This is a genomic window from Streptomyces sp. NPDC087906 (assembly GCF_055584925.1).
This window is the reverse complement of the sequence record NZ_JBVJLC010000001.1, coordinates 1,030,180-1,050,013: the sequence shown is the minus strand read 5'-3', so window position 1 is coordinate 1,050,013 and position 19,834 is coordinate 1,030,180. Positions and strand designations below refer to the sequence as shown.

The following is a 19,834-nucleotide window of genomic DNA, read 5'->3' as shown; positions in this document are numbered from 1 at the left end:
GCGGGAGCAGGGGGTTACGCCTGCGGGTCCGCGTCCTTCGGCGGGGTTCCGTTCACCATCGCCCGGTCCAGCAGGCCCGTGCGCGCGGCGAGTGCCGCCGCCTCCAGCCGGGATCCGACGCCGAGTTTCATCAGGACGCGCTGCACATGGGTCCTGGCCGTGCTGGGCGCGATGCCCATTCCCGCCGCGATCAGCCGGGTGTCCTCGCCCTCGGCGACCCGTACCAGCACCTCGACCTCGCGCGGGGTGAGCATCCGCAGCAGCCGCTGGCCCTCGTCGTCCGGCTGGGCCGCCGGGTTGAGCAGCTCGGTGAAGGCGCCCTGCAGTAACTGGGGCGCCACGGCGGCCTCACCGGCGCGCGCCTTCATCATGGCCCGCTCGACGCCCTCGATGCGCTCGTCGTGCCGTACGTACCCGGAGGCGCCGGCGGCGAAGGCGGCGGCGATGCCGCGCGGGCTCGGCACAGGGCCGAGCACCACGACGGCCACCTGCGGGCGCTCCCGCTTGATCCGCACGATCGGGTCGAAGACACCGGGCTCGGCGGGCGCCGCCGTGCCCATCAGGCAGACCTCGGGGGCCCGGCTCACCACCAGCTCGGCGACGCCCGCCGTGGGGGCGGCCGCCGCGAGCACCCGGTGCCCGCGCAGCTTCAGCGCAGAGGCGAGCGCCTCGGCCAGTAGTCGGTGATCGTCAACCACCATCAGCCGCACGCCCATCGGCCAACCCCCATCCACGCTGGAGCCTGGGCCCCCCGGCATCCTGACCCGGCAAGCTACACGCTTGTTCGACATCGCGCGCCCCTTACCGGGGAGAAGCCCACGGATTGTCGAATTAGGCGCGATGAGGCCCTGTCAGCTCGCCGAGTAGGCCATGGCGAGATAGTTCGGATCGTCGGCGGTCGGCTTGTCGGTCTTGCTCAACAGGGTCTCGGCCATGAAGAAGTGACCGCCCCCGAAGAGGAACTCCGAGTAGTCCGGGCTGAAGTTGGTCTGGGCCCTCGTCGACTTGTCGTCGCTCGGCGTCTCCAGCAGCACCGTCTGCTTGAACGTGGACCCGTCGACGGACACGATCTGCCGGCCCGAGCCGTACGGCGGTTCCTTGTACGCGAGGACGTTGCCGCCGTCCATGCGCAGCGGGAAGAGCGAGGAGTCCTTGCCCGCGAGGGCGCGGTCCGTGGTCGACTTGCCGGTCGCGAGGTCGAAGGAGACGAGTTCGTTGGTCTGGAGGCCGCCGTCCTCACCGCCCGGGTCGTGCGGTTCCGTCGCCACGTAGAGCTTGTTGTTGCCGACGACGACCTGCTGGCAGTCCTCGACCTTGACGGCGTCGCACTTCCCGCCGTACTGGTCGGCGTCGGCCGGGATCTTGGCGCGGAGCTTGCCGGTCTTCTCGTCGATGGAGAAGTAGTCCGAGATACCGCTGCCGTCACCGGCCGTGTCGCCGACGTCGGCCGCGACGACCAGCGGCTTGGCGGAGATGACCCCGGCGTACTCGACGCCGTCGGGCATCTTGAAGCTGGAGAGCACGGCGCCGGTGAGCGGGTTGAGGTTCTCGATGGTGACGGTCTGGGAGTCGAAGCCGCCGCACTTGCGGGCGGCGACGAGAGCCGCGTCACCGCCGCCGTAGCCCATGTCGTAGCAGCCGTTGGCGTCGATCTCCGGCTTCCAGAGCTGCTTGCCCGTCTCCAGGTCGAACGCGGCGCCGCCGTCCGTACCACCGGCCGCCACGGTCGACGCGCCGATCGTCACCTCGCCGAACGAGGCAGCGGTGTCACCGGAGTTGGCGTCGCCGCTCTTGCTCCACAGCAGCCGGCCCGCCTTGAGGTCGATCGCGCCGATCTGGGTGCACGACTGGTACTTGGTGGCGGCGGTCCGCTTGCTCGCCTCGAAGGCGATGGCGGTGATGTTGTCCTTGACGTGCTTCGTCGCCGCGCACACCTGGCCGGGGAGCGGGATCGTCCAGAGCTGGGTGCCCTTGTCGGGGTCGTAGCCGACGATCTGGTTGATGCCCGTCTTCACGTACGTCGTGTCGGTCAGCCAGGAGCCCTGGACGTCGGCGTCGACGGTGAGCGTGGGCATCGGCAGGTTGAAGGCGGAGGCGGCCTTCACGTCGGCGGGCACCTTCTCCTTGCCCGCGGGGAGGCCCTTCGTACCGCCGTCGCCGCCCTTGCCGCCGTCGGTGGCGCCCGAACTGCCGCCCTTGGCCTTGTTGTCGGAGTCGCCGCCCGAGGAGGCGAACCAGACACCGGCGCCGACGATCAGCACCACGGCGACGGCCGCGGCGATGATGATCTGCGCCTGGGCGCTCAGCTTCTTACGGCCGCCGCCGGGGCCGCCGGGGCCGCTCTGGGGAGGCTGGGTCGGGTACTGCTGGCCGTACGGGGGCTGCCCGTACGGCGGTTGGCCGTAAGGCGGTTGGCCGTACTGCGGCTGGGTGGGGTACTGGGGCTGCTGGGGGTAGCCGTACCCGGGCTGCTGCTGCGGCGGGACCGGAGCGCCGAAACCACCGGACGGCGGGGGCTGGTTGGGCGGCTGGTTGGGGGGCTGCGGGGGCTGGTCGGGCTGGTTGGGCTGGTTGGGGGGCTGGGGCGGCTGGGTCATGACGTACGCACCTCGTGAGGAAGGAAAGAAGAAGGGGACGGGGACGGGGAGGAGGGGCCGGTCACTGACCGAACGCCATCATCGTCTTGACCGACATCTCGTCCTTGTCGCTGCCTCCGCCGGTGACCATGGGGGCGACGAGGAAGAATCGGCCGTCCACGTAGGCGTACGCCGGCTGGAAGAAGCCCCGCTCGACCTTCGCCGCCGAGTCCGGGTGCTTCTGCAGCACCTTGGGGGCGCCCCCGGTCGGTGCGACGGTCACCAGCTCACCACCCTTGCCGCCGTACGTCGCGGGGACGTACGCGAGGACGTTCCCGCCTTCCATCTGCATGGGCAGCATTTCCCGCGACGGCAGTTTCGTGCGCCACTTCGGCTTTCCGGTGTTCAGGTTGAACGCGACGATCTCGTTGCTGTTGATGTCCTTCTTGGTGGGCTTCGTCGCCAGGTACAGCGTGTTGGCATCGGCCGCCACCCCCGCGCAGCCTTCCAGCGAGGCGTCGCCGAAGCTGAGGCTCCCGCAGTCCGCGGCCCGGAACTGGTCGTCGCTGCCGCTGAGTTGCGTCCGCTGGGTACCGTCCTGGTTCAGCACGAGGACGCCCCACTTCGGCGCGGACGAGTCGCTGTTGTCGTGGACCGAGACGACCAGCGGGTTGACCGAGAAGACCTTGTCGGCCTGCCAGCCCGGCTTGAGCTTGAACGTCCATCTGGCCTTGCCGGTCAGCGGGTCGAGCCCCTGCAACTGCCGTTTGAGCTTGTCGCTGTTGCCGCTGGGGCAGGTCTCGGCGGCGATCAGTGTCGTACCACCGGCGATGGCGTCCGGCTGGCAGTTGCCGGCGATCTTGCCCCAGAGGGTCTTGCCGTCACTCACCCGGAAGGCGTCGGTGTAGCTGGTGCGGCTGACGGTCACCATGTCACCGCTGGTCACCATGCTGACCGAGATGCTCATGTCGAAGAGCCCGCGCTCGGGGAGTTCCTTCTTCCAACCGCCCTGGCCGGTCTTCAGATCGACGAGCTGGAGTTGGTTGCAGTCGGCGGATTCACCGGCGCTCTTCCTGGTCATGATGACCAGTTTGCCGTCGGCCGTCGGGGAGAGCGGGGCCGAGCACACCGCCTGGCTGAGCGGGAGGGACCACTTCTCCTTGCCGTCGGTGACGGAGTACCCCACGATCTGCTGGTACATGGCCTTGACGACCGTGTCGCCGACGACCCACGGGCCGAAGATGTCGGCGCCGTCGCCCGGCACGTCCACGTTGTTGATCTGCAGCCACAGCGCCTTGGCCTCACCGGGCTTGCGGTCGGCGTTGAGATCGGCCTCGCCGCGCCCGGTGCCGTTTCCGTCGCCCTGGTCGACGCTGGACGAGGTGGTCGGCGTGGGCTTGGGGTCGTCGCTGCTGTGCGCGACGGGCGTGGTGTCGCCGTCGTCACCGCCGAGCGCGAACCAGGCACCGCCGCCGATGACGAGCAGGCCTGCGACGACGGCCGCGATGACGACGCCCGGCCGGCCCTTGAAGAAGCCCTTGTTCCCGCCGCCGTTGCCGCCGTTGCCCGCGTTCGGGGGCAGGGTGGGGGCGCCGGGGTACTGCTGGGGCGGGTAGCCGCCGCCGTACGGATTCGGCAACTGGCCGTACGGGCCGGGCTGCGGCTGTCCTTGCGGATAACCGTACGGACCCGGCTGCGGCTGCCCTTGCGGATAGCCGTATGCGGGGGGCGTGTTGGGCGGACCGGAAGGTGGCGGCGGCGTCTGGGGCGGTTGTCCCTGGGACGGTTGCTGCGGTGTCGTGCCCTGCGGTGTCGTGCCCTGCGGCGGCGGGTCCTGTGGAGAACCGAAGCCCCCCGGCGGTGGTTGATGGCTGGGTGGCTGGGTCATCTGCGCTTTCCCCCTGTTGTACGGCTCCCCGCCCGTCGTACGCTTCCGCCGCGGCGGACAGTAACTCCCGTGTGGTCACTTCAGCCGAGCGGGCTTTCTTTCTACCACTCGGACTGATGTACGACAGGGGCCAGTCCTGCCCCTGTTCCCAAGGGAGAACCGGCCCGTGATGCGCCCGTTACGAGGTCTTCGCCGCGCCGCTACGCGTCCTCCGCCAACTCCATCCAGCGCATTTCCAACTCGTCGCGCTCGACGACCAGTTCACGAAGCTCGGTGTCCAGTTTGGCCACCTTCTCGAAGTCCGTGGCGTTATCGGCGATCTGCTGGTGGAGGGTGGTCTCACGGCTCGACATCTTGTCGAGCTGCCGCTCGATCCGCTGGAGTTCCTTCTTGGCGGCGCGGCCGTCCTTGGCGGACGGCGCGGACCCGGTACCTCCCGTACCTCCCGTACCGGCTCCGGCGGCAGAGCCTGAACTGCCCGGGTCGGGCACGGTCGCCGCGGGGGCGGCGGCGACGCCCGAATCGGCGAGCTTCTTGCGCCGCTCCAGGTACTCGTCGATGCCGCGCGGCAGCATCCGCAGTGACAGGTCGCCGAGCAGCGCCATCACCTTGTCGGTGGTGCGCTCGATGAAGAACCGGTCGTGGGAGATCACGACCATCGACCCGGGCCAACTGTCGAGCAGGTCCTCCAACTGGCTGAGCGTCTCGATGTCGAGGTCGTTGGTGGGCTCGTCGAGGAAGAGGACGTTCGGCTCGTCCATCAGCAGCCGCAGGAGCTGGAGCCTGCGCCGCTCACCACCGGACAGGTCGCCGACCGGCGTCCACTGCTTCTCCTTCGTGAAGCCGAACTGCTCGCAGAGCTGGCCGGCCGTCATCTCCCGGCCCTTGCCGAGATCGACGCGGTCCCGTACCTGCTGGACGGCTTCGAGGACCCGCAGCGTCGGCTTCAGCTCGGTGACCTCCTGGGAGAGGTACGCGAGCTTGACGGTCCTGCCGACGACGACCTTCCCGGCCGCCGGCTGCACATCGCCGTGCGTACGGGCGGCCTCGGTGAGGGCGCGCAGCAGCGAGGTCTTGCCGGCGCCGTTCACGCCGACGAGCCCGATCCGGTCGCCGGGGCCGAGCTGCCAGGTGAGATGCGTCAGCAGCACCTTCGGGCCCGCCTGGACCGTCACGTCCTCCAGGTCGAAGACGGTCTTGCCGAGCCGCGCGTTGGCGAACTTCATCAGCTCGGACGTGTCACGCGGCGGCGGTACGTCGGCGATCAGCTCGTTGGCCGCCTCGATCCGGAAGCGGGGCTTGGACGTACGGGCGGGGGCGCCGCGCCGCAGCCAGGCCAGCTCCTTGCGGACCAGGTTCTTCCGCTTGACCTCTTCGGTCGCGGCGATGCGCTCGCGCTCGGCGCGGGCGAAGACGTAGTCGGAGTAGCCGCCCTCGTACTCGTGGACCTTGCCGCCCTGCACGTCCCACATGCGGGTGCAGACCTGGTCGAGGAACCACCGGTCGTGGGTGACGACCACCAGCGCGGAGCGGCGGGCCCGCAGATGGCCGGCGAGCCAGGCGATGCCTTCGACGTCGAGGTGGTTGGTGGGCTCGTCGAGCACGACCACGTCCTGCTCGGCGATGAGCAGCTTCGCGAGGGCGATACGGCGCCGCTCGCCACCGGAGAGCGGGGCGATGACGGTGTCGAGCCCGAGCGGGAACCCGGGCAGATCGAGCCCGCCGAACAGCCCGGTCAGCACGTCCCGGATCTTGGCGTCACCGGCCCACTCGTGGTCGGCGAGATCGCCGATGACCTCGTGCCGGACGGTGGCGGAGGGATCGAGCGAGTCATGCTGCGTAAGCACCCCGAGCCGCAGCCCCCCGTTGTGCGTAACCCGTCCGCTGTCGGCTTCCTCCAGCTTGGCGAGCATCCGGATGAGGGTGGTCTTACCGTCACCGTTACGGCCGACGACCCCGATCCTGTCCCCTTCGGAGACGCCGAGAGAGACACCGTCGAGCAGTGCACGGGTGCCGTACACCTTGGTGACTGTCTCGACATTGACCAGGTTGACGGCCATTTCACTCCTGTACGGGGGGATCGATCGACATCCCAGGGTAATCGCCACGGGAAGAGGGAACCGCGCGGCCTGGTGATTGGGGGGCAGCCGCGGCGGCCGGGTGCGGGTGCGGCGCGGCAGTTGCATGGGGCGACTCGGGCTGGCTGGGGGGGGTGGGTGCGGGTCAGTGCGCATGGGCCGGGGGGTGGGCGGGCCGGAAGAATTAGCCGCCCGTAGGGCCGCCCCCTGAGGTTTCAGTGTCGCGGCTCCGGTCCGGGCGTCAAGGGCGCTCCTACGTCGCGTCGCTCCGCGATGGGCTGCGCCCACCCTTGACCCCCGAACCTCCACCGCAAGTACCACTTTTTGGGGGGGGCGGCCGGGGGGACCACGGGCAAGCTGGGATCGCGGTGACGGGTGCTCGGCCGACTGCGGGTGCCACGCACCAGTTGCATGGGGCGACTCGGGCTGGCCAAGCGTCCACCCGGGCCGGGTATCGGCTGAGACTCATGCCCCGCTGGTCACTGGGTGTGGGTGGATGGGACGGGTGGGACTGGGGTGACGGGGGATGGGCCGCGGGGCGTCGGTCCCGGGCCTTTTGCGTGGGTGGTTGCGTTAGACGCGCCGCAGGGCGCATCAGGCGGGTGGAGGGTTCTGGGCGGCGGGGCGGGTGTGACGGGTGTGACGGAAGACGCCTCGTGGGGCGACAATCTGGAGCCTTATGCGTGCGTGGTTGCGTTGAGCGCGCGTCAGGGCGCATCAGGGCGGTGGAGCGTCCGAGCGGCGGGGCCGGTGTGACCTGTGTGCCCAGGGAGGCACCCAACAGGGGCTGCGCGTACCCGCCCGCGCGCCAGGCCCGGCCGACCCTCACTTCCACCCCACCATCAGACCCATCCATGGGCTTGGTGCCCTCGACAGCGCCCCTAACGCAACGCCCGACGCATAAGGCACGGGACGGTCGCCCCACAAGCCATCCCGCGTCCCTCCTGTCACACCCCATTCACCGACCAGGTGCCCCCCCCACCGGCCCGAGGCGCCCTGCGGCGCCCCTAACGCAACGCCCCACGCATAAGGCGCGGGATGGCTGCCCCACGGACCATCCCGCGTCCCTTCCGTCACACCCGCCCCACCGCCGGGCTCGTTCCACCGGCCGGGTGCGCCCTATGGCGCGTCTAACGCAACTCCCCACGCAAAAGGCTCCGGACCACCGCCCCAGGAGCTATCCCCCGTCACCCCAGTCACACCCGCCCCACCCACCGGCCCGTCGCCCCAGCCCAACTACCCCCACCAGGGCACCCTCCCGGCCTCCACCCACACCCAGTGACCAGCGGGGCATGAGACGCAACCACTACCCGGTGGGGGTGGACGCCGAGACGGGCCGAGTCACCCCACGCAACTACCGCGTGGCACCCGCAGTCGGCCAAGCACCCGTCACCGCGATCCCAGCTTGCCCGTGGTCCCCCCGGCCGCCCCCCCCAAAAAAGAGGTACTTGCGGTGGAGGGCCGGGGGTCAAGGGTGGGCGCAGCCCATCGGCGCAGCCGACGCGACGCAGGAGCGCCCTTGACGCCCGGACCGCAACCGCGACACTCAAACCCCAGGGGGCGGCCCCACGGGCGGCTAACCCCCCCCCCGGCCCACCCAACCCCCGGCCCATGCGCACTCACCCGCACCCACCAACCCCCAGCGACCAGCGGGGCATGCACCCCAGCCCACCACCCGCCGGGGCGGACGCCAAGCCCACCCGAGTCACCCCACACAACCACCGCGCCGCTCCCGCACCCGGCCAAGCACCCGCCACCACGAACCCAGCGCCCCCAGGGGCGGCCCCGCGACCGCCCCCACCTTCCGGCCCCCACCAACTCCCGGCCCATGCCGCCCTCGCCCTCACCCTCGCCCTCACCCGCCGGGCATGCGTCCCGCCCCACCATCGGGGGCCCTGGCGCCCCATAATCCGACCGTGGACATCACGAACGACGCCGACGACAACCTCCATGGTGTGCTGCGCGGACTTGACACCTCGGCTGTGGCCGAGGCGTTTGTCGGCGTCGGCTGGATGTCTCGGTCGTCGGCCTGGGACGCGTACGAAGTCGCGACCGGCTGGTGTCAGGTCGAGCTTGGTCCGGGCGGCAGGGGAGACATCTTGCTCAGCGGCGTCATCGACCCCGGCAAGCTCGACGTCCTCGCGGCGCTGCTCTCCCGGTTCGGGCTTCGTTTCAGGCTTGAGCTGTACGACGCGAGCGGTGACCTGCGCCGGGACATCAGCGGGTGAACCCGTCATGACGCAGTCGCGACTGCGACGCGACGCGAGGGACCCACCCGCTGCGCTCACGTGCCCGTGGCGCCGTCGAGTCGTTCTCTCAGGAGGTCCGCGTGGCCGTTGTGGCGGGCGTATTCCTCTATCAGGTGGATGAGGATCCAGCGCAGCGAGACGTGTGGGCCGCCCATCATCGCGGCATTCGCCTCCGACAGCGTGCCCACATCGTCCAGCGAGGCCGTCGCGATCAGTTCGCGGCCTCGGGCGACCTCCGCCCGCCACGTCGCCAGCGCCTCTTCGAGGCCCCGGTCCGGGTCCAGCGTGAAACCGTCCTCGCCGGCGGTGCTGTGGACCCAGGGGACGTCCTCGCCCGCGAACACCCGCTGGAACCAGTTACGTTCGATCTCCGCCAGGTGCTGGACCAGGCCGAGCATCGTCATCCGTGACGGTTCCACCGACGCGATGCGCGACTGCTCGTCGTCAAGGCCCGCGCACTTCACGGCGAGCGTGGCGCGGTGGAAGTCCAGCCAGCTTTCGAGCGCGGTGCGTTCGTCGGCTTGCGGGGGCGGCACGGGGCGGCCGTCCGGGGTCATCGCCATAGGCGGCACTCTGGCACAGAGCGTGCCGCTGACGCGAGACCGTTCTCAGACCACCGTCGCACCCGCCGCCGGTGACTCCGCCACCCGTGCCGTACGGCACGTCCCCGACGCCACCAGCGCCTTGGCGACCTGGGCGGCGGTCTCCTGATCCTCCGTCAGGAAAGCCGTCGTCGGGCCCGAGCCCGAGACCAGCGCCGCCACCGCACCCGCAGCGGTACCCGCCGCGAGGGTGTCCGCCAGCGGCGGGCGGAGTGAAAGGGCCGCGCGCTGGAGGTCGTTGCTCAGCGTTGCCGACAGCGCCGCCACGTCGCCCTTGCGCAGGGCGGCCAGCAGCGCGGGGTCGGCGACCGGCGCGTGCGGTGCGGCGCCCGCCTCCTCCGCCAGCCGGTCGAACTCGCGGAATACGGCCGGAGTCGACAGCCCGCCGTCCGCGACCGCGAACACCCAGTGGAACGTGCCGCCGACGTCGAGCGGGGTGAGTTGTTCGCCTCGGCCCACCCCCAGCGCCGCACCGCCCAGCAGGCTGAAGGGCACGTCGCTGCCCAACTCGGCGCAGATGTCGAGGAGTTCACGTTGGGACGAGTTGAGCTGCCACAACGCGTCGCACGCCAGCAGCGCACCCGCGCCGTCCGCGCTCCCGCCCGCCATGCCCCCCGCCACCGGGATGTCCTTGGCGATGTGGATGTGGACGCGCGGGTCGATGCCGTGCCGCGCGGCCAGCGCGAGCGCCGCGCGCGCCGCCAGATTCGTACGGTCCAGGGGGACTTGGTCCGCGTCAGGGCCCGCGCAGGTGATGCGCAGCTCGTCCGCCGGCGTCACCGTCACCTCGTCGTACAGCCCGACGGCCAGGAAGATGTTCGCGAGGTCGTGGAAGCCGTCGGGGCGGGCAGCGCCCACCGACAACTGGACGTTGACCTTCGCAGGAACCCGCACCCGAACAGTCATGCCCCTGCCCCCTTCGACTCCGCGATCCGCGCGAACTCTTCCACCGTCAACGACTCCCCACGCGCCTGCGGCGACACCCCCGCCGCCACCAGCGCCGCCTCCGCCGCCGGCGCCGACCCCGCCCAGCCCGCGAGTGCCGCCCGCAGCGTCTTGCGGCGCTGGGCGAACGCCGCGTCGACCACGGCGAAGACCTCCGGCCGCGACGCGGTGGTCCGTACCGGCTCGGCGCGCCGTACGAGCGCGACAAGACCCGAGTCGACGTTCGGCGCGGGCCAGAAGACCGAGCGGCCGATCGCCCCGGCCCGCTTGACGTCCGCGTACCAGTTCGCCTTCACCGACGGCACCCCGTACACCTTGTTGCCGGGCCCCGCCGCCAGCCGGTCGGCGACCTCGGCCTGGACCATGACCAGCGTCCGCTCGATGGTCGGGAAGTGCTCCAGCATGTGCAGCAGGACGGGCACGGCGACGTTGTACGGAAGGTTCGCGACGAGCGCCGTCGGCGGCGGCCCCGGCAGTTCCGTCACCTGCATCGCGTCCGAGTGCACCAGCGCGAACCGGTCCGCGCGCGACGGCATGCGCGCCTCGATCGTCGCGGGCAGCGCGCCCGCCAGTACGTCGTCGATCTCGACGGCCGTCACGCGGTCCGCCGCTTCGAGCAGCGCCAGGGTCAGCGAGCCGAGCCCGGGGCCGATCTCCACCACCACGTCGTCCGCGCGCACCGCCGCCGTACGGACGATCTTGCGGACGGTGTTGCCGTCGATCACGAAGTTCTGGCCGCGCTGCTTCGTCGGGCGTACGCCCAGCGCTTCGGCCAGTTCACGGATGTCGGCGGGGCCGAGGAGTGCGTCGGGCTCAGTGGTGCTCACCCGGTAAGCCTACGGCCGCAGTGCGGCCACGGACTCGCCCCCCGTCGCACGTAGAGCTTCTTCGCCCGCCGGGTCTGCTCACCCGCGGGCGCGTCCTGCGGACGGCCGCTGCCGCCCAGCGACTGCCAGGTCCCGGTGTCGAACTGGTAGAGCCCGCCGTAGTTGCCCGACGAGTCGACGGCGTCCGGCCGGCCGCCCGACTCGCACGCCGCGAGCCCGCCCCAGTCGAGCCCCTCGGCCCCGCCGCCCCCGCCACCGCCCGCACGGCCCGCACCGCCGACCTCCTCGACGGAGACCGGCCTCGGCTTCGTACCGACCCTGATCCGCTGCGTGACCGGCTCGCGCACCACCTCGGCCCCGATCCTGCGGGGCTTCTCCTTCACCCCGTTGACCGTGCGCAGCGCGTACGTGACGCGCCGGGACCCCTGTCTGCCCTGCCGGTCGACGATCTCCGTCCCCTTGAAGACGGTCGGGTCCCGGGTCTTCTCCGTGTCGTACGGGATCGGCTCCTCGTGCACTTCGCGGCTGTCCGTGATGCGCATGACGGTGACGGTCTGGCCGTCGCGCGGGAAGCTGCTCCCCGGTACGGAGGTGTCGTCCTTCGCGTGCAGGGTGATCCCCGCGTCGGCCAGCGCCTCGCGCACCGTCGCCGCGTTGGTGCGGATGGTGCGTTCGCGGCCGTCGGCCATGAACGTCACGGCCCGCTCGGTGCGTACGTCGAGGGCGAGGCCGTGCCGCGAGATCGGCGAGGAGCGCGACACCGACAGGAACGCGCCCTCGGCGCGCACCCCGAGCTGCCGCAGCGCGCCGTCGACCGTGCGGGCCGTCGTCCAGACGCGGCGGCGCTGCCCGTCGAGGGTGAGCAGTACGGGACGGCCGTAGCGGACGACGACCTCGTCGCCGTCGGCGAGGTCGTCGCCGGGGGCCGGGGCGACGATGTCGTGCGCGCCGACCGTGACGCCCTGGTCGGCGAGCAGTTCGTCCACGCCGCCCGCGAAGGTGTGCAGCGTGCGGGGCACGCCGTCGACGCTGAGCTTCACCGCCTTGTCGTTGGCGACGAAAGCGGAGGTCCCGCCGGCGAGGAACGCGACGACGAGGGCCTGCGGTACGAGCCTGCGCAGCGTGTCGGGAGCCGGGGCGGCGGGCCCGCGGCGGCGCGGCGGCGGCTCGACCGTCCTGGTGGCGTGGCGGCGGCCGCGTGCCGCACGGTGACTGCCCTGCGAATTGCTCACGACGCTCCACAAGTTCGGGTGACCACGACCGTGGTGCCCCGGGAGAGTAGCGGAGCTTTCGTCACTCTCCAAAGCGGCTCGACCACACACCGTGGTCACCCCTCACCCGCGGCGGCGGAGTCAGGTGGCCGCGTAGCCGAAAGCCGCCGCCGTGTTGCGCGCCACCGCCCCCGCCATCGCGTCCTCGTCGATCTCCCGCACCTCCGCCATCGCGCGCAGGGTCACCGGAATCAGATACGGCGCATTCGGTCGGCCACGATACGGCGCCGGCGTGAGAAAGGGCGCATCGGTTTCGACAAGAATCAGCTCCAGCGGCGCTATTGTGAGCGCGTCACGCAACGGCTGAGCATTTTTGAATGTCACATTGCCTGCGAATGACATGAAGTAACCTGCCGCAGCACAATCTCGCGCCATTTCCGCATCACCGGAATAACAATGGAACACGGTCCGCTCGGGTGCGCCTTCCTCGGCGAGGATCCGCAGTACGTCGGCGTGCGCCTCGCGGTCGTGGATGACGAGCGCCTTGCCGTGCCGTTTGGCGATCTCGATGTGCGCGCGGAACGAGCGCTCCTGCGCGGCGACGCCCTCGGGGCCCGTACGGAAGTGGTCGAGCCCGGTCTCGCCGACGGCGAGCACCTGCGGGAGGGCGGCCAGCCGGTCGATCTCGGCCAGCGCCTCGTCCAGCGCCGCCTCGCCGCCGCCGGCCCGCTCGCCCTGCCGGGACCAGCCGTCCGGGTCGCCGTGGACGATGCGGGGCGCCTCGTTGGGGTGCAGGGCGACCGCCGCGTGGATGTTCTCGTGGGCCGCCGCCGTCTCAGCGGCCCAACGAGACCCCTTCAGATCGCACCCCACCTGGACGAGCGTGGTCACTCCGACGGACGCGGCCTTCGCGAGGCCCTCGTCGACAGTGTCGCTCTGCATGTCCAGGTGGGTGTGCGAATCGGCCACCGCCACCCGGAGGGGAGCGGGCAGCGGTGGAGCCGCTTGTTTCGTACTCATGGGCGCGATCCTACGTAGCGGCTGCGTCGCGGCTCCGTAGCGGCTGAGTAGCAGCCACGCGGGACCGTGCCCCGGAGGCGTCAGCCCTGACCGTGGTGCTGGTGGTGGAAGGGGTGCAGCAGGTCGGACAGGTGCCAGTGGTGGTGCTGGTGCTGCTCGGGCTTCGTGACGGCCGCACTGCCGTCGCCCGATATCGCCGCGTCCTGACGCCCGGCGGAAGGGGCTCCGGAAGGGGCTCCGGAACCAGTCCCGGGTATCGCCGCCGCCGCTGCCGGCGTCTCCGCTGTGTGGAACTGTCCTGCCAGCGCCCGTACGGACGACACCTGGCCGGACCTCATGATGCGCACCACGTGCCCGCCGCAGTTGCCACAGGTCGGGCTGGACAACGGGGACGGGACCCGCAGGCCCTCGCACTTGTACACAACGAAATTGTGACCGTCGCCGTCGACGTGGTGCTCGATGTCGTAAGCCGATTCCCAGCCGTGTCCGCATCGCATGCAGGCGAAGGCGTATGCCTCGTGTGCAACGACGTCACCGGTGATCTCACTCATGCTTTCTTCCTCTCCACTCATCCCAGTGGACGCCTTTACCGGCGGAAGCGCATCAGTGCCTGTCGATTAATGGAGCGGTCTTGGCCTTCTCATGTCCAACTGCCCATTGACCCGGTCTCGGCTTTGCATTTCAAGATGGTCCTTTACTGTCCCGCGCCCCCGCGCGAGCCGCGTTCTTTGCCGCGACCACCGCATCGAAGACCTCCCGCTTGGGCAGCCCCGCGTCGGCGGCCACGGCAGCGATCGCCTCTTTGCGCCGCTCCCCCGCCTCCTCGCGCACGCGCACCCTGCGTACCAGCTCCGCCGCGTCGAGATCCTCGCCGCCGCGCTCGGGGGCGCCCTCGACCACGACGGTGATCTCGCCCCGTACGCCGTCGGCGGCCCACGCGGCCAGCGCGCCGAGACCGCCGCGCTTCACCTCTTCGTAGGTCTTGGTCAGCTCGCGGCAGACGGCGGCCCTGCGCTCGGCGCCGAAGACCTCGGCCATCGCGGCGAGGGTGTCGTCCAGGCGGTGCGGCGCCTCGAAGTAGACGAGGGTGCGGCGCTCGTCGGCGGCGTCCCGCAGCCTGCTCAGCCGCTCGCCCGCCTTGCGCGGCAGGAAGCCCTCGAAGCAGAAGCGGTCGACGGGCAGCCCGGACAGCGCGAGCGCGGTCAGCACGGCGGAGGGCCCCGGCACGGCCGTGACCTTGATGTCGCGCTCGACCGCGGCGGCCACCAGCCGGTAGCCGGGGTCGGAGACCGACGGCATGCCCGCGTCGGTGACCAGCAGCACCCGCGCGCCGCCCGCCAGCGCCTCGACCAGCTCGGGGGTACGGGCCGACTCGTTGCCCTCGAAGTACGACACGACGCGGCCACGCGTCTGCACGCCCAGCGCCTGGGTGAGTCGGCGCAGCCGCCGCGTGTCCTCGGCGGCCACCACGTCGGCGGTCGCCAGCTCGGCGGCGAGGCGGGGCGGCGCGTCCGTCACGTCCCCGATGGGGGTCCCGGCGAGGACGAGCGTGCCGAGGGCGGGCGTGGAGTGGTCTACCGGTGTCGCGTTCACACCGGCCATCCTCGCAGCAGCGGGGACCGGCCCTCGCAGCAGAAGGGGCGAGCAGCTTCTGCCCAGAAGCCGACCGTCTTCCCCGCAGCGGCCGACCACCCCTCTCGCAGGGGCGGGCGCACCCCGCCCACAGCCGCGTTCCCTACGATGGCGCGGTGACCAGTACCGCGCCCAAGTCTCTGCAGGGCCACGACGCCGACGACACGCCGCCTTCCTGGCCGCAGCGACTGCGCCGGTTCGGCCATGTCCCGCGCCAGGTCACAGGGCTGCGCGAGCGGCTCGTACCCCCCTTCAACCAGCCGTCCGAACGCCTGTGGGACGTGCTCAACGTGCCGCCGCTGCTGGCCCGCCGGCTGACCCGCTGGTCGGGCTGGGGCGGTCCGCTGCTCGTCACGCTGATCGCGGGGGTGCTGCGGTTCTGGCACCTCGGCAGTCCGAAGGCGGTGATATTCGACGAGACGTACTACGCCAAGGACGCCTGGGCGCTCATCCACCAGGGCTACGAGGGCAACTGGCCCAAGGACATCGACAAGAAGATCCTCGCCGACCCGTCCGCAGTGCCGGTGCCGAGCGATCCGGGTTACGTCGTGCATCCGCCGGTCGGCAAGTGGGTCATCGGCCTCGGCGAGCAGTTGTTCGGCTTCGACCCCTTCGGCTGGCGTTTCATGGTCGCGGTGCTCGGCACGCTCTCGGTGCTGATCCTGTGCCGGATCGGCCGGCGGATGTTCCGCTCGACGTTCCTGGGCTGTCTCGCCGGGCTGCTGATGGCGGTCGACGGTCTGGCGTTCGTGATGAGCAGGACCGCGCTCCTCGACAGCGTGCTGGTGTTCTTCGTGCTGGCCGGCTTCGGCTGTCTGATCGCGGACCGCGACTGGACCCGGCGGAAGCTCGCCGCCGCGCTGCCGGTGGACGACGAAGGGGTGCTGCGGCCCGACGTACGGGTCGCCGAGGGGCTGAAGCTGGGCTGGCGGCCGTGGCGGCTGGCAGCCGGGCTGATGCTGGGTCTCGCGTTCGCGACGAAGTGGAACGGCCTGTTCGTCCTGGCCGCCTTCGCCGTGATGAGCGTGCTGTGGGACGTGGGCTCGCGCCGCACGGCCGGCGCCGTACGCCCGTACCGCGCGGTGTTCCGGCACGACCTGCTGCCGGCCTTCGTGTCGACGGTGGTGCTCGCGCTCGCCACGTACCTGGTGTCGTGGAGCGGCTGGCTCTTCACCGACAAGGGGTACTTCAGGGACTGGGCGCAGCGGGACGGCGCGGGCGGCTCGTTCACCTGGCTGCCGGACTGGCTGCGCAGCTTCTGGCACTACGAGCACGCGGTGTACGAGTTCAACGTCAATCTGACGTCCGGCCACCAGTACCAGTCGAACCCGTGGTCCTGGATCGTCCTGGGTCGGCCGGTCTCGTACTTCTACCAGTCCCCCGCGCCCGGCACGGACGGCTGCCCGTCCGACGCCGGCGAGAAGTGCGCCCGCGAGGTCCTGGCGCTGGGCACCCCGCTGCTGTGGTGGGCGGCCTGCTTCGCGCTCCTGTACGTCCTGTGGCGCTGGGCCTTCCGCCGCGACTGGCGCGCCGGGGCCATCGCCTGCGGCGTGGCGGCGGGCTGGGTGCCCTGGTTCATCTACCAGGAGCGCACGATCTTCCTGTTCTACGCGGTCGTCTTCGTCCCGTTCCTGTGTCTGGCGGTGGCGATGATGATCGGCGCGATCATCGGCCCTGCGGGCTCCGACGAGAGACGCCGCACGATCGGCGCGGTCGGCGCGGGCGTGCTGGTGCTGCTGATCATCTGGAACTTCATCTACTTCTGGCCGCTCTACACGGGCACACCGATCCCGTATCGCGACTGGCAGAACCGGATGTGGTTCGACACCTGGGTCTAGCTGCACTGATGCAACGACGGGGCCCGGCAGTCTGCCGGGCCCCGTTGGTCGTTGGTGGTCGCTGGCGGTCCTCGTTGGTCCTCCTCGCACGGCCCGAGGACGGCCCAGCTCAGGGCCCGGCAGCAGATTTACAGTCCCTCCATCGAAGCCACCCGGAAGTTGCACTGACCTGCACAAACGCAGAAGGGCACATTGTCGTGCCGCTAAACCGTCCACGTCTCGTCCACGGAGCGGCTCGACTGCCTGCCCCCTATGTGCAGAGGTACAGCAGGGGGCGCGGCCGGTTGCCGCACCCCCTCAGTGGTTCGCAGCGTTGCGGTTGACGTTGTCTGGCCGCACCCGTCCCACTGATGACCAAGTTCCACCCGGAAGGCTTGCCCATAGCAACGATTCTGGTACGCGTCGTGACGTTGTCGCTGATGGCCAGTAGCCTGGTGACGTGCCGGCCATCAAGCAACCCGTCAACCCTGATGTGCTGACATGGGCTCTGAAGCAGGCCGGTGTCACACGAGGTGAGCTTGCCCTGAGCTTGTCCGTGCCAGATGACCTTGTAGATGAGTGGCTGGCTGGTGACGACGCCCCCAGCACGACCCAACTCCGAGGTATCGCGAAGCTACTAAGAAGGCCAACTTCTTTCTTCTTCCTGCCGAGAGTTCCGCAGCAGCCCGCCGTTGAAGCCGCCTTCCGGCACCCGTGGGGCAAGAAGGGCACACGCACACTCACCAGCGAAGAAGTGGCCGAGCTTCGGAGTGCCCAACGGCGACAAAAGATCGCAAAATGGGCTTTCGATTCAGTCGATGAATCAACTCCCCCTGCGCTCCCGAACCGCACACCAAGCCCGGAGAAGACTGCTTACGAGGTACAGCGATGGCTGCGGTGGGACGTTAAATGGCAGGTCACCGCCACCTCTAAAGGTGCGGTTACGAAACTGCTCCGGCGATCTCTCGAAGATCACGGAATTCTGGTACTGCAAGTAGCCATGGACGAGAAAGCTTGCCGTGGCTTCTCAATTTACGATGCAGAAGTTCCAGTCATCGCTTTTAACGGCTCCCAGTTTCCCGCAGCTCGCACCTTTACATTGCTGCACGAATTGGGCCATCTACTAGCACATGAACAGGCCGTATGTGGATCACCCGAGCCTGCCGAAGAGCGATGGTGCGACCAATTCGCAGCCGCCTTCCTGCTGCCCCAGCATCATCTCTTCGCCTATCTGGACTTCAAACAGGTCGACTATGTCGAGAGCGATAATATCGACATAGTCCGCCTCATTGCTCAGCGATACAAAGCGAGTTTTCTATCTGTGGCCCTACGCCTTATTGCCTTGGGGAGAGCGGATTGGGCGCTGTACGAAAGAGTGCGGAATAATCCTCTCGAAATCGAGAAAGGAGGTTTCGGAGGGGAGCCGCAGACAACACCGGTACGCCGCATACGCGAGTACGGAACAACCTATCCTCGACTTGTCCTTGCGGCTAGGGACAAGGGGTCACTCGCAGACATCGACGCCCGTAAATACTTGAATGTCGACGGGAAAAACTTGGCCGACCTGCGCCGCCGCCTCATGGAAGAGGTGTGAGGTTGCAGCTATACGTGGTCGACACACATGCCGTGCTGGCTTTGCCTCAACTGTGTCGAGATGACTCACAACTCCCACTCTTTTTTGACGGCTTCACGAATATGGTCAGGGAGGGAAAACTCACCTTTCCCGATCTCGTCGTGAAGGAATGTCAAAAGTACGCGTATGGCGAGCACGTTTATACCTGGATCAATGCGGCATCAGGTCACCGAACGCACCGAGCCGTTCCAGGGCAATGGCAAGAGTCGGTTCTCGGCATGTGTGAACAAATTCTCGACATGGACGGCGAAATGGAGCAAGCCCCTCTTTTCGTCGCCGCAATGGCCCTCATGTTCAAGCAGCAGATCTCCGAAGTCTACGTTGTAACCGAAGACCGTCGCGATCTCCCCGAAAGAAAGTGTCTGGCGGAAGCCTGCAAAGACATTGATATTGTAACCATAAGCGCTCAGGAGTTGGCAATCAGGAACGATCTTGGAGATTTCCTCTAAGACGTCTCCAAGAGCTCCCTGGCCGGATCTTGCAGATAATAGTTGATTACCGAATCTGGAAGGTTCGAGACATCAGCAAGCAAGTCCATGATCGCCGCACAGAAGAGCAGGAGGGCTCGACCAGGCTCTCCGATGACCCTGTCCTCTTTGCGCATACCGAGACGAGCAATCGGATAGGAAGAGCCGGCGCGTAGAACACGTGCTTCCTTTTCACTGTCAAGCGGCTTCCTAAATTCTCCGGAAATCCTTTGTCCGGCAGAATCTAGTTCATGGAGCCCCACGATGCCTACAACAGAACCCTGGCTATTGTCTCGATACACGAGCCTCTTCGATCCTGCAATCATCCCTGGCTCAACGATACAGATCAATTCGGGTCGTTCATCCTCTTGATGCGCCAGAATGTTTTTGGTAATGGTAGGGGCCATGCCCTCCGCATGGTAGGCCATCACCGCCAGCCTAGGGGGTTGCTTGCTGTTTCCAGGCTTCAAAGCTGTGAGCGACTTCTTCTTTGCTACACAGTCCTTGATCTCATCCTCGGTTAGAGTCGTCTTAACCTCGATGGCCAACAAGACGCATTCAACCGGAAAAATTACTTGATTAGTCTGCGCCATCACAGATGGCTGACTCGATACATCATAGATGAGAATATCCATCTGCTTGGAATATTCTCCGTGCGAATCAATCACCATCCCGCTTCCGACGCCAACGGTGGACGGCAAGAGGTTTTCAATCAACCTCACCAGGGATAGTTCATTCTCGCGCCCCTGTTCACCGGCATGACCGATCAATTTGTTGAAAGTGTCCACTTCCTCTTGCAGTCGGCGAGCCACCCCAGACCAGTATTCTTCAACTACTTTACTCAATTCGAATCCTAAACTTGACTGGTTATGAACCATCTCGGAATGGG

Annotated in this window: 16 protein-coding genes; 4 read left to right on the top strand and 12 right to left on the bottom strand. The window is 68.7% G+C overall.

Annotation, left to right across the window (positions count from 1 at the left end; genetic code table 11):
- Positions 1 to 14: 14 nt before the first annotated feature.
- From ACZ63I_RS04650 to ACZ63I_RS04635, 4 genes are all read right to left on the bottom strand, one after another.
- Complete coding sequence (locus tag ACZ63I_RS04650) at positions 15 to 716, bottom strand: helix-turn-helix transcriptional regulator (RefSeq protein WP_469335277.1); 702 nt, start codon at positions 714 to 716, stop codon at positions 15 to 17.
- A 135-nt stretch (positions 717 to 851) separates the two neighbouring features.
- Complete coding sequence (locus tag ACZ63I_RS04645; RefSeq protein WP_469335275.1) at positions 852 to 2,597, bottom strand: outer membrane protein assembly factor BamB family protein; 1,746 nt, start codon at positions 2,595 to 2,597, stop codon at positions 852 to 854.
- 61 nt (positions 2,598 to 2,658) lie between these two features.
- Positions 2,659 to 4,464 carry an outer membrane protein assembly factor BamB family protein gene (locus tag ACZ63I_RS04640; protein ID WP_469335273.1) on the bottom strand — a complete coding sequence of 602 codons (1,806 nt, stop codon included), beginning with the start codon at positions 4,462 to 4,464 and terminating at the stop codon, positions 2,659 to 2,661.
- Between the two features lie 200 nt (positions 4,465 to 4,664).
- Positions 4,665 to 6,524: an ABC-F family ATP-binding cassette domain-containing protein gene (locus tag ACZ63I_RS04635; RefSeq protein ID WP_469335271.1), complete on the bottom strand. Its 1,860-nt coding sequence runs from the start codon at positions 6,522 to 6,524 to the stop codon at positions 4,665 to 4,667.
- A 1,934-nt stretch (positions 6,525 to 8,458) separates the two neighbouring features.
- On the opposite strand from ACZ63I_RS04635, the gene ACZ63I_RS04630 reads away from it, so the two are divergent.
- On the top strand, positions 8,459 to 8,770 hold the full coding sequence (locus ACZ63I_RS04630) for a hypothetical protein (RefSeq protein ID WP_469335269.1): 312 nt from the start codon (positions 8,459 to 8,461) through the stop codon (positions 8,768 to 8,770).
- A gap of 56 nt (positions 8,771 to 8,826) precedes the next feature.
- On the opposite strand, the gene ACZ63I_RS04625 is transcribed toward ACZ63I_RS04630, so the two are convergent.
- The 7 genes from ACZ63I_RS04625 to rsmI all read right to left on the bottom strand — a co-directional run bounded on the left by ACZ63I_RS04625 (position 8,827) and on the right by rsmI (position 14,989).
- Positions 8,827 to 9,354 (bottom strand): DinB family protein, encoded by a 528-nt coding sequence (locus ACZ63I_RS04625; protein ID WP_469335268.1) that lies wholly within the window; start codon positions 9,352 to 9,354, stop codon positions 8,827 to 8,829.
- Between the two features lie 45 nt (positions 9,355 to 9,399).
- The gene (locus tag ACZ63I_RS04620) at positions 9,400 to 10,299 is read right to left on the bottom strand and encodes a 4-(cytidine 5'-diphospho)-2-C-methyl-D-erythritol kinase (protein ID WP_469335266.1); all 900 of its coding nucleotides are present in this window, start codon (positions 10,297 to 10,299) and stop codon (positions 9,400 to 9,402) included.
- The gene (gene rsmA, locus ACZ63I_RS04615; protein WP_469335264.1) at positions 10,296 to 11,165 is read right to left on the bottom strand and encodes a 16S rRNA (adenine(1518)-N(6)/adenine(1519)-N(6))-dimethyltransferase RsmA; all 870 of its coding nucleotides are present in this window, start codon (positions 11,163 to 11,165) and stop codon (positions 10,296 to 10,298) included. The genes ACZ63I_RS04620 and rsmA overlap by 4 nt, the downstream gene beginning before the upstream one ends.
- A complete protein-coding gene (locus ACZ63I_RS04610) occupies positions 11,162 to 12,409 on the bottom strand; it encodes a ubiquitin-like domain-containing protein (protein ID WP_469335262.1) in 1,248 nt (415 codons plus the stop codon). The genes rsmA and ACZ63I_RS04610 overlap by 4 nt, the downstream gene beginning before the upstream one ends.
- A gap of 108 nt (positions 12,410 to 12,517) precedes the next feature.
- Positions 12,518 to 13,396 carry a TatD family hydrolase gene (locus ACZ63I_RS04605; RefSeq protein WP_469335260.1) on the bottom strand — a complete coding sequence of 293 codons (879 nt, stop codon included), beginning with the start codon at positions 13,394 to 13,396 and terminating at the stop codon, positions 12,518 to 12,520.
- Between the two features lie 80 nt (positions 13,397 to 13,476).
- A complete protein-coding gene (locus ACZ63I_RS04600; RefSeq protein WP_469335259.1) occupies positions 13,477 to 13,947 on the bottom strand; it encodes a hypothetical protein in 471 nt (156 codons plus the stop codon).
- Between the two features lie 130 nt (positions 13,948 to 14,077).
- Positions 14,078 to 14,989 carry a 16S rRNA (cytidine(1402)-2'-O)-methyltransferase gene (gene rsmI / locus ACZ63I_RS04595; RefSeq protein WP_469335258.1) on the bottom strand — a complete coding sequence of 304 codons (912 nt, stop codon included), beginning with the start codon at positions 14,987 to 14,989 and terminating at the stop codon, positions 14,078 to 14,080.
- A gap of 155 nt (positions 14,990 to 15,144) precedes the next feature.
- Here rsmI and ACZ63I_RS04590 point away from each other — a divergent pair, with 155 nt between their 5' ends.
- The 3 genes from ACZ63I_RS04590 to ACZ63I_RS04580 all read left to right on the top strand — a co-directional run bounded on the left by ACZ63I_RS04590 (position 15,145) and on the right by ACZ63I_RS04580 (position 18,927).
- Positions 15,145 to 16,866, top strand: a complete 1,722-nt coding sequence (locus tag ACZ63I_RS04590; RefSeq protein ID WP_469335256.1) for a dolichyl-phosphate-mannose--protein mannosyltransferase — start codon at positions 15,145 to 15,147, stop codon at positions 16,864 to 16,866.
- A gap of 439 nt (positions 16,867 to 17,305) precedes the next feature.
- Positions 17,306 to 18,439 (top strand): ImmA/IrrE family metallo-endopeptidase, encoded by a 1,134-nt coding sequence (locus tag ACZ63I_RS04585; RefSeq protein WP_469335254.1) that lies wholly within the window; start codon positions 17,306 to 17,308, stop codon positions 18,437 to 18,439.
- A 14-nt stretch (positions 18,440 to 18,453) separates the two neighbouring features.
- Complete coding sequence (locus tag ACZ63I_RS04580; protein WP_469335253.1) at positions 18,454 to 18,927, top strand: hypothetical protein; 474 nt, start codon at positions 18,454 to 18,456, stop codon at positions 18,925 to 18,927.
- On the opposite strand, the gene ACZ63I_RS04575 is transcribed toward ACZ63I_RS04580, so the two are convergent.
- The gene (locus ACZ63I_RS04575; protein ID WP_469335251.1) at positions 18,924 to 19,823 is read right to left on the bottom strand and encodes a DUF6602 domain-containing protein; all 900 of its coding nucleotides are present in this window, start codon (positions 19,821 to 19,823) and stop codon (positions 18,924 to 18,926) included. The two genes, ACZ63I_RS04580 and ACZ63I_RS04575, sit on opposite strands and share 4 nt — an antisense overlap.
- Between the last annotated feature and the right edge of the window lie 11 nt (positions 19,824 to 19,834).